Genomic DNA, 10,342 nt, shown 5'->3' on the forward strand with positions numbered 1-10,342 from the left:
AGTGGTAAGGCGGGTTCTAACCCGCCTTACCACTCACGAGGGCTTTTACGTGGAACCGGGTGAGAAAAGCTCGGGCCGGGCTGAACCGGCGCGGGCCGGCGGACGTGCTTGGGGTGAGGGCGTCTCGCACACGCCCTCCGGGGTCACCACGACGCAACGATCCGGGCCAGCCTCCGCCCGATCGGGACCGGGTACCCCGGCGAGCGGCCGTCGCGGCAACGGCCACCTCGCGCGGGCCCGTCCGGCATCCCCAGAATCCCGGACGGGCCCGCCCCACCCCCGTCACTCTCCCGGGTCTTGTCCGGTTTCTCACCTGATCAGCGGTCGCCCGGCCGCCGACCGCGGGTGACCGTGGGGAGATGCGACGTTTCCTGGCCGTCAGCGCGGCCGTCCTGGCCGGAATCGGGCTCCTCACCACCGCCGGGAGCGCCAATCAAGAAAGCGCTGTCCCGGCGCTGCCCCAGCACGCCGTCGGCGGCTGGGTCGGCACGTGGGCCGCGGCGCCCGCGTCGGCCGTGCCGAACACCCCGGACGGCTACCCGGGCTACTCGATCCGCAACGTCGTGCACACCAGCGCCGGCGGCGCCCGCGCCCGCGTGCACCTCTCGAACGCCTTCGGCGCCGCTCCCCTGGCCTTCGGGCACGTCACCGTCGCGGTCCAGGGCACGGGGCCGGACGCCGTGCCGGGCACGCTGCGGTCCCTGACCTTCGGCGGCGCCCCGGGCGTCGTCGTGCCCGCCGGGGCCGAAGCCCTGAGCGATCCGGTCGCCGTCCGGATCCCCGCCGACGCCAACCTGCTCGTGACGACCTACGTGCCGTCGAAGTCCGGGCCGGTGACCTACCACCCGCTCGCGACGCAGACGTCGTACTTCACGCGGGGCGGCGACTTCGCGGCCAGCGAGTCCGGCGCCCCCTACACCGAGCAGACGTCGGTGTGGCACTACGTCTCCGGCGTCGATGTCCAGGGCGGCGCGGAAGCCTCGATCGTGACCCTCGGCGACTCGATCACCGACGGCTTCGGCTCGACCGCGGGCGCCAACCACCGCTGGCCGGACCACCTCGCCGACCGCCTGCACGGCCGCTTCGGTGTGCTCAACGCCGGCATCAGCGCCAACCGGCTGCTGCTCGACGTGCCGGGGTCCAGCGCCGGCCAGAACGCGCTCTCCCGCTTCGACCGCGACGTCCTCAGCGTCGGCGGCGTGCGGACGATCATCGTCCTGGAGGGCATCAACGACATCCAGCAGGACCCGCACCAGACCGACCCGGGGGCGATCACCTCGGCGTACCGCCAGCTGGTGGCGCAGGCGCACGCTCGCGGCATCCGGGTCCTCGGCGGCACGTTGACGCCGTTCAAGGGCTGGCGCGTCTACGACGACACCCTCGAAGCGACCCGCCAGGCGGTGAACGGCTTCATCCGCACCGGCGGGGTCTTCGACGGCGTCATCGACTTCGACGCGGCGGTCCGCGACCCGGCCGACCCGCTCCGGATGCTCCCGGCCTACGACTCCGGCGACCACCTCCACCCGGGCGACGCCGGTTACGAGCGGATGGCCGCCGCCGTCCGGCTCGACCGGCTCTGATCCCGCGGGATGAACAGGACCGCGACCAGGCTCAGCACCGCCACGGCCACCAGGTAGAGCGACACCGCAAGCGAGGTGCCCGTGGCGGTCTGCAACGCCGTCGCGATCAACGGCGCGAATCCGCCGCCCAGCACCGCGCCCACGGCGTAGGAGAACGAAGCCCCGCTGTAGCGGTAGCGCGGCTCGAACAGCTCCGCGAACAACGCCGACTGCGGCCCGTAGGTGGCGCCGAGGCCGATGTTGAGCACGATCACCGCCACGATCAGCCACGCCGTCGCCTTCGTGTCGACGAGCAGGAAGAACGGGATCGGCCAGACCACCAGGAGCACCGAACCGGCCAGGTAAACCGGTTTGCGGCCCACGCGATCCGACCACGCCGCCGCGGCGAGGATGCTCACCAGCCACGTCACGCTGCCGACGATCACGACGACCAGCAGCGTGGTGCGGTTGATCTTGAGCACGGAAGTGCCGTAGGACAACAGGTACGCGAGGAAGATGTAGCCGATCGCGGTGTTGGCGATGAAGCTGCCGGACGCCACCAGCAGCGCCCGCGGCCGCTCGCGCAGCACGTCGACCATCGGGCGGCTGCTGCGTTGCTCCGCCTCCCGCAACCGCGAGAACACCGGGCTTTCCTCGATCCGCAGCCGGATCACCAGGCCGACGCCGACGAGCACGATGCTCACCAGGAACGGCACTCGCCACCCCCACGAGGCGAACTGCGCGTCGGTCAGCGTGCGGCCGAGGACGAAGAACACCAGCTGCGCCAGGATCAAGCCGGCCGGGACTCCGATCTGCGAGAACGCGCCGTACCGGCCGCGGCGGTCCTCGGGCGCGTGCTCGACCGCCATCAGCGCCGCCCCGCCCCATTCGCCACCCGCGCTCAGCCCCTGCAGCAACCGCAGGACCAGCAGCAGGATGGGCGCCCAGACCCCGATTGCGGAGTACGTCGGCAGCAATCCGACGCCGACCGTGGCGAAGCCCATCAGCAGCAGCGACAGCACCAGCATCGCCTTGCGGCCGACGCGGTCGCCGAAGTGGCCCCAGAGGATTCCCCCGACCGGGCGGGCCAGGAATCCGACGCCGAGCGTCGCGAACGCCGCGAGAGTCCCGGAGGCGGGCGACAGCGTCGTGAAGAACAGCTTGCCGAACACCAGCGCCGTCGCCGTGCTGTAGATGAAGTAGTCGTACCACTCGATGGTGGTCCCCACCGCGCTCGCCACGGCGACCCGCCGCAAGGGCCGGGCCGCGACCGCGCGGCCGCTCACGAGCCGGCTAGGACGGGGTCGGAGGAAGCGACCAGGTCGTCCACGAGCAGGTCCATCAGCAGCCCGTCGTGCCAGCTGCCGTCCGGACCGCGCTCGTAGGACCGCATCGTGCCGACCGGCCGGAAGCCGAGCGAAGAGTAGAGCCGGATCGCCGCTTCGTTGCCGGCCGCGGGGTCGATCACCAGCCGGTGGTGTCCCCGCACCGTGAACAGGTGGTCCGCCAGCGTGCGGATGGCGTCCGAGCCGAGACCGCGGCCCTGGAAGTCCGGGTGCACCGCGATGTCGATCCCGGCGTGGCGGTACTGCGGATCGGCCTCCTCGAAGGCCAGTTCGATGCCGATCACGACGTCTTCGTGTTCGATGGCGTAGGTCGTGGTGCCTTCGTCGGGGTCCAGCAGGTAGGACACCTGGGCGGCCACCGGCTCCTCGGCGTCGGCCCACCAGCGGGCGACTTCGGGGTGCGACAGGATCTCCTCGAACCGGGCGGCGTCCGGGGCGGCAGCTGGCCGCAGCCGGACACGGCTTCCGGTGATCAGGCCGGTCATCGGCCCAGTGTCGCCCGCACGGGCGCCCGCTGTCGAGACCCCGAAAGGACCGCTCGGGGGTCGTGACGCGGGCGCCCGGGTGGTCAGTCGAGGTTCATCGGGCTGCCCGGCTTGATCGGGGGCAGCTGCGGCGGATCGAAGTCGCCCCGCTCCAGCCGCGCCCAGTCCTCCGGCGTGGGGTCCGGGTAGTACCGCTGCCAGGCGTCGTCGCCGGGCCAGTTGCCGGTGCGCGCCGCGTTGCGGGCTTCGTGCAGCTCGAAGGCATCGGCGTCGCTCAGCGGGCGGGTCGTCACGTGCCCGGTCCCCGGCACCGACGCGCCACCGTCGGGCACCGCCGCGCCCGGCCGCGGGTTGTACCGCATCCCTTCGCCGCCGGCGTGGACGTCGTTCACCATCCGGTGGTACGAGTCGTCGGCCATGTCCATCCGGTTCCGGATCGTCGGATCGGCGTGGTTGCCCTGGAAGCCCGGCTGGTGCGCGTACCCGAGCTGGTTGAGCTGGACCGCGGTGTTGGGGTCGTTGTTCTCGATCGCGGCGCGCTGGTCACGCCGGTAGGTCGGCGCGTTCCAGCCCGAATCGTGCGTGGCGTGGCTGGTGCCGGTGCCCGGGTGGGCGCGGTGGGCACCGTGTTCCTCGTAGTACGCCCACGCGTTGTTCTCGAGGTCCCGGCCGTCCTTGCGGGGCACCTTGCCGGGGGCGCCGTTGTCGTTCAGCACGTCGAAGCCCGCGGTGTGCTCGGACTGGTGGGTCTTGTTGCCGTCGATCTTGGAGCCGAACTTGTCCTCGAGCCGCTTGCGCTCGAAGTCCTTGTCGCCGTAGCTGCCCTCCGGGTACTTGTGCGCCCGGCGCTTGCCCTTGTTCGGCGCTCCGTTCGGCTTGCTGTACGGGTGGAACTGGTTCGGCTTCTTGCCGCCACCGCCGCCGCCCGACCCCGACGCGGAGCACGGGGTCACCTTGCCGAGGCCGAGCGGGTCGATCGACGCCGTCGGGTTGCCGACGTAGGCCAGCGAGTCCGGGTCCGGGGCCAGCCCGAGCGGGTCGTGCGAGACGAACCGCCCGGTCTCCGGGTCGTAGTAGCGGTGCAGGTTGTAGTGCAGCCCGGTTTCCGCGTCGTGGTACTGACCCGGGAACCGCAGCGGCGTGCCCGCGTGGCCGCCCGCGTTGACCAGCGCGCCCCACAGGGCCGTGTGCTGGTGCCCGGCCAGCGCGCCGGTTTCGTCCAGCAGTTCCGCCGGCGAGCCGACGAGATCGGTCAGCACGGCGTGGAACCGGTCGGTGCCGTCGCCGAGCACGCGTTCGGTCTGCGCGAGCGGGCGCTCGGCGTCCGGCGCCCAGTCCCAGACGGTGGCCACGAGCGACCCGCCGGGAACGCCGTGGACCTGCTCGGCGAGCAGGGTGCCGTCCCAGGCGAACTCGACCTGCTCGGCGACGGCGCCGGCCGCGTCCAGGCGCTGCTTGGCGATCCGGCGGCCCACGGCGTCGTACCGGTACTGCCAGACCGCGCCCTCGGGCGTGCGGACGGCGGTGAGCCGGTTTTCCGCGCTCCAGCGGTACTCCCAGCGCCGGCCGCCCCGCTCCCGCGTCACGACGCGGCCTTCGGCGTCGTGGGTGTAGCGGGTCGCGCCGGCCGCGGTGAGCAGCGTGCCCCGGTAACTGCGCGGGCCGCTCGCCTCCGGCGCGCCCGGCCAGTCGGCCGCGGTGATCGCGCCCGCCGGGTCGTAGCCGTAACTCTCCTGCCAGCGGGCGCCGCGGACGGCCAGCACCCGGCCGCCGGGACCGACCTCGAGGCTGCGGGGCCCGGAGATCAGGTCGGTGACCGTGGCCAGGTACCCGTCGGGCAGGTAGCCGTATTCGCGGCGCTGCACGGTGGCCTCGCCGCGCCGCACGGTCTGGACCGCGAGCTGGCCGGCCGGGGTCCACGCCTGGTGGAGCTCGGCGGCCACGCCGTACCGGGTGACCAGCCGGCGCGCGGTCTCGTGGCCTGCGGCGTCGTAGCCGAACTGCAGCGTGCGGCCGCCGGTGACCAGGGACGTGGCGCGGCCGCGGGTGTCGTAGGCGAACACCGCTTCCGCGCCGGTCGGGGTGCGCCGGTGGGTCCGGCGGCCGAGCGCGTCGTAGGCCGACAGCACGGCCCGGCCGTTCACCGACTCGCTGACCACCCGGCCCAGTGCGTCGTAGGCGAACCGGAGCTCGCTGTGCGCGTTGCGGGCCAGAACGACGCGGTCGGCCGCGTCGTAGGCGAATTCGGCGACCTCGTCGCCGCTGCGGCGCCGGACCACCCGCCCGAGGGCGTCCCGCTCCAGCGCGATCGTCTGCCCCGCGCCGTTGCCGCGCAGGATCAGCCGTCCCGCGGCGTCGTAGGCGTAGTCGAGGGACCGGCCGTTGTAGTCGACCTCGCGGACGAGCCGGCCCGCCGGGTCGTACTCGTAGCGCCAGACCAGCCCGGCTTCGTTGGTGACCGACGTCAGCCGCAGCTCGGTGTCGTAGCCGTAGCGCAGGACGCCGCCGTCCGGGCGCTGCTCGCTGACCGGCAGGTCGAACTGGGCGTAGGAGATCCGGCTGACGCCGCCGCGCGGGTCGGTCCGCTCGTCGGTGTGGCCCACCGCCGTCGAACCGAAGCGGTGCACGGCGCCGTCCGGGTCCACCTGCTCGACCAGGTCGCCGGCCGCGTTGTGCACGGTGCGGGTCGTCGCGCCGGTGGGGTCGGTGACGCTCGCGAGCCGCCCGAGGGAGTCGTAGGTGTAGCGGGTCACCGCACCGTCGGGCGCGGTGATCGCGACCGGCAGGCCGGCCGCGTTCGCCTCGAACCGGGTGACGCCGCCGAGGGCGTCGGTCACCGTGGCCATCGTGCCGGTGGCCTCGTCGTAGGTGTAGCTCGTCGCGGCCCCGGTCGGGTCGATGTCGCGCACCAGGCGGCCGCGCTCGTCGTGCTCGTAGCGCCAGACGGCGCCGTCGGGCCCGGTGACCGAGGCGGGGCGGCCACCCTCGTCGTACTCGGTGACCATCCGGGTGCCGTCGGCGCGGACCACGGTGATCACGTTGCCCGCCGCGTCGCGCTCCCAGCGGGTGACGTGCCCGAGCTCGTCGGTGCGCGCGATCTCCCGCCCGAAGCGGTCCAGCTCGGTGCTGGTGGTGCCGCCGAGCGGGTCGGTCCGGCCGATCACCCGCAGCCGCTCGTCGAGGCGGTAGCGGGTGACGGCGCCGAGCGAGTCGGTGACCGTGGTCAGCCCGGGCTCGTAGGACAGCGTCGCGTCGAGGTACCCCTCGGCGCCCCGGGCCTGCACGCACCGGCCTTCGGAGTCGTACTGGTAGCCGTACCAGCGGCCGTTGACGTCCTCCCAGCGGACGATCCGGCCGTCGGCGTCGTAGGTGAACCGTTGCGGGGTCCCGGCCGCGTCGGTGACCTCGACCAGCCGCCGTCGCTCGTCGTAGCGGTATTCGGCCAGCGGCACGGGCTCCCCCGCCACCCGCACAGCGGTGATCAGCCCGTCGGCCGAGTCGAACTCGAGGTGGTACCCGCCGGAGTGCTCGATCGCCACGGGCACGCCGTCGCGGTGCCGGACGACGACCCGGTTGCCCGCGCCGTCGACGAGCGCGCGCAGCGGCAGGGTGTTCTCCCCCGGCTTGGCGGCGAAGTAACGCATCCGGTCGTGCTGCGGGGCACCGACGACGAAGCCGTGGCGCACCCGGCGCAGCGCCAGGTACGGGCCGTGCTCGGGCAGCACCGGCTCGATGCCGCGGGGCACCGGGTAGCGCAGGATCGTCCCGTCGGACAGGGCGAGGTGCAGGCCGTCCGGCTCCACCTCGATCCGCTCGTCCACTGTGGACGTCCACGTGGGACCGAAGCTGCGGCCCGCGCGGTAGCTCGACAGGTGCGTCCGGGCGAACTCCAGCGGCAGCGCGCCGGGCAGCTCGACGTCCGTCTGCTCGAGCAGCACGGCGCCGGTGGCGACGTCGATCGGGTCGCCGCACAGGGACCGGTCCACGGCGGGGGTCGCGTGCTCGTCCGGTTTCGGGTTGCTGTCCTTGAGCTTCGGCGGAGGATTCGGCCCCTTGCCCGCCCCGGACGGCGTGGTGCCGCCGTCCGGGCCCTTCGACGCCGGGGGCGGCGTCGGGTCCGGGGACTTCGGGGTCTCGTCCGGCCCCTTCGAGGCGGGCGGCGGGTCGGTCTTCGGCGGCGTGTCCGGGCCGCCCTTCGCCCCGGAGGGGGTGGTGTTGCCGTCGCCGTGCGCGCCCGAGGGGGTCGTGTTGCCGTCGCCGCCCTTCGGCGGCGGGTCGATCTTGGGCGGCGGCGCGTCCGGGCCGCCCTTGCCCTTCGGGCCGCCGATGTCCTTGGGGCCGCTCTTGATGTCGGCGTGCTTCGGCGGCGGCGCGGTCTTGCCCGGCTTGATGTTCTTCAACGCCTTGGCCGCGTCCGCGAACAGGTCGCCCGCCCGCTTGAGCAGCGGGATCAGCGCCTTCAGCGCCGTGACCAGCCGCTTCACCAGGTCGGCGATCTTCGACGCGGTCTTGGCCACCGCGTTGATCACCTGCGGCACCACCCAGGTCATCCCGATGCCCAGGGTGAACACCACCTGCAGCGCCCAGCTGATCAGGTGCCCGACCAGCTCGGCGATGATGTCCCGCACCAGCGCCCGGACGGCGGCGACGACCTCGCCGGCGGTCTTCACCCCGCTGGAAGCGCCTTCACAGCCCTTCTGCGCGGTCTCCAGCAGCGTCACGGTGTCCTGTGCCCGCTGCCGGTAGGTGTCGGCCGCGGCACCGGTCCAGGAGGCGGTGTCGGCCTTGACCATCCCGGTCAGGTCCTCACCCACGCTGCCCAGCTCGGTCGCGATGTTCTTCCACGTCTCGGACTGCGCCGCGATCTCGTCGGCGTTGCCGGTCAGCCCGTTGAGCGCTTCCTTCAGCGGACCGACGTGCTCGATCAGCCACCCGACCCCGGCCGCCAGGATCGCCCCGAACGGGTCCATCGCCATCGACAGCGCGTCCAGCGCCGTCCCGACCGCACCGAGTGCCACCGACGCCCAGTCGCCACTTTCGATGGCCGACTTCAGGTCGTTCGCCGACTCCAGCAGCGAAACACCCGAATACGCCTTGGTGGAATCCTTGGTCTCGGCGACCAATGGGTTCACCACGGGTTGTTGTCCTCATCGTCGGAGTCGGTGCGCCGCCGCGGCGGCGCCTGGGGGGTTCCGGGAGGGGGCGGGGTCGCCGCGCCACCCGACGGGGCCGGCGGCACCGGGGCCGGCGGCACGGGCGGCTGCTCGTCCGGTTCGTCCGGATCCGGGAACCGGCCGCGCAGGTTGTCGAGCAGCACGCTGCGGGTTTCGCGGTCCTCGTCGCCGAGCTGCTCGGCCATCACCCCGGCGACGCGTTCGGCGATGCCGGCCTGCGCCCGGCGCATCGTCGTCAGGATCTGCCGCGACAGCTCGTCGAGCGGGAACGACTTGACCTTGTTCGAGAACGTGAGGTCGGTGACCGTGCCGTCCGCGCCGACGGTGACGCTGACCGCGCCGTCGGAGCTGGTCGCGGTCAGCCGCAGCCGTTCGGTCTGCTCCTGCGCGGCCTGGTAGCGCTGCGCCTTCGCCGCGAACCCGGCCGCCCAGTCGTCCATCCGGCGGATCGTCTCGTCGGGGTCCCGCGTCAGGTCCCCCAGGCCGTTCGGGCCGGTCATGCGTTCGTCCTCGCTTCCACCGCGCGCGGCGACGATGCCGCGAGCTGACGCTCGAACGGCTGCGCGTTGCCCTCTTCGCCTTCCCGGTAGGCCTTCGCGGCCGCCGTGACGTTGTCCGCCAGGCCGCGCACGCCCTCCCCGGACGCGACGAGGGCTTCCTTCGCCTGCTCGTTCGTCGGCCGGATGATCGGCGGGAGGAAGGCGCACAGCAGCCCGTAGGCGTGGTCCGACATCGCCGTGTCCGCCGCCGAGCTCGCCGTGTTGAGCCGGTCGACCAGGCTCTCGACGTGACTCGCGTGCGCGACCAGGTCGTCCGGTTCGACCTCGAAGCCGGGGGCCGTCACAGGCGTCACTTCCAATCCTGGTTCTTCCAGTCACCGATCACCGGCGGCGCGACCGCCTGCTCGCCCGCGAAGAAGTTCGGGTCGTCGCTCTCGAGGTAGTCGGCTGCCTTGTGTTCCTTGTCGTCTTCCTTCTTGCCGCCGCGGGCGCCTGCCCCCATGCCGCCCATGCCCGGGGAGCCCGCGGCACCGGCCGCACCGCGGCCCGACATCGCGTTGCGCGCGGCCGCCGCTTCGGCTTCCGCGGCCGCGCCGGAGGCGGCTCCACCGCTGAGGTTGCCCGCGCCGCGCAGGCCCGCGCCACCGGCGCCACCGGCTCCCGAGCCACCGGTACCGGAGCCGCCGATCCCGCCGAGGGAACCGCCGCCGCCCCCACCGCCGCCGCCGAGGCCGCCCAGCCGGCTGGCGATGCTTTCGCCGTTGATCCCGCCGCCGCGGCCGATGGTCGGCATCTTCGCGCCGCCGGGGGTGTTGAGCCCGCCGGTGCCGGTGGGCAGCCCGGTGATCGGGTCGATGCCGGGCGGGGTGAAGCCGGGGATCGGGCTGCCGCCGCGGACGGTCCCGCCGCCGCCGGAGACGTCCGGGATGTTCGGGATCGACGGCGGGGTGAACCCGCTGCCGCCGGTGCCCCCGCCGCCGCCCGGGATGCCGGATGGGGTGAAGCCCGACGAAGACGTCGAGTCGTCGAAGTGCGGCAGCGACGAGCCGGGGATGCCGGCACCGCTGAAGTTGCCGCCGCCGGGGCCGTTCGGGGTTTCGAAGTTCGGCGGGGTGAAGCCCGCGCCGCCGGCGCCACCCGCGCCGCCGGGGATCCCGCTCCCGGAGAAATCACTGCCCGGGATACCGCTTCCCGAGAACCCACTGCCCGGGCCACCACTGCCCGAGCCGCCCGCACCCGGGATGCCGCTGCCGGAGAACCCGGAGCCACCCGCACAAA

Annotated in this window: 6 protein-coding genes and 1 pseudogene; 1 reads left to right on the plus strand and 6 read right to left on the minus strand. The window is 73.3% G+C overall.

Annotation, left to right across the window (positions count from 1 at the left end; genetic code table 11):
- Nucleotides 1-359: 359 nt before the first annotated feature.
- The gene (locus IE317_RS43725; protein ID WP_191317247.1) at nucleotides 360-1,580 is read left to right on the plus strand and encodes an SGNH/GDSL hydrolase family protein; all 1,221 of its coding nucleotides are present in this window, start codon (nucleotides 360-362) and stop codon (nucleotides 1,578-1,580) included.
- Here the strand turns inward: IE317_RS43725 and IE317_RS43730 are convergent.
- The 6 genes and pseudogenes from IE317_RS43730 to IE317_RS43755 form a co-directional block, all read right to left on the minus strand.
- Nucleotides 1,538-2,845, minus strand: coding sequence for an MFS transporter (locus IE317_RS43730; protein WP_191317248.1), 1,308 nt, complete (start codon nucleotides 2,843-2,845; stop codon nucleotides 1,538-1,540). The genes IE317_RS43725 and IE317_RS43730 overlap by 43 nt on opposite strands.
- A complete protein-coding gene (locus tag IE317_RS43735; RefSeq protein ID WP_191317249.1) occupies nucleotides 2,842-3,390 on the minus strand; it encodes a GNAT family N-acetyltransferase in 549 nt (182 codons plus the stop codon). Before IE317_RS43735 ends, IE317_RS43730 begins: the two co-directional genes overlap by 4 nt.
- An 83-nt stretch (nucleotides 3,391-3,473) precedes the next feature.
- Nucleotides 3,474-8,525, minus strand: coding sequence for an RHS repeat-associated core domain-containing protein (locus IE317_RS43740; protein WP_191317250.1), 5,052 nt, complete (start codon nucleotides 8,523-8,525; stop codon nucleotides 3,474-3,476).
- A complete protein-coding gene (locus IE317_RS43745) occupies nucleotides 8,519-9,064 on the minus strand; it encodes a YbaB/EbfC family nucleoid-associated protein (RefSeq protein ID WP_191317251.1) in 546 nt (181 codons plus the stop codon). Before IE317_RS43745 ends, IE317_RS43740 begins: the two co-directional genes overlap by 7 nt.
- Nucleotides 9,061-9,408, minus strand: a complete 348-nt coding sequence (locus IE317_RS43750; RefSeq protein WP_191317252.1) for a type VII secretion target — start codon at nucleotides 9,406-9,408, stop codon at nucleotides 9,061-9,063. The genes IE317_RS43745 and IE317_RS43750 overlap by 4 nt, the downstream gene beginning before the upstream one ends.
- A gap of 5 nt (nucleotides 9,409-9,413) precedes the next feature.
- Nucleotides 9,414-10,342 (minus strand): annotated as a pseudogene (locus IE317_RS43755) (hypothetical protein); the annotation flags it as partial.

The organism is Amycolatopsis bullii (assembly GCF_014654205.1).
Classification (GTDB): Bacteria; Actinomycetota; Actinomycetes; order Mycobacteriales; family Pseudonocardiaceae; genus Amycolatopsis; species Amycolatopsis plumensis.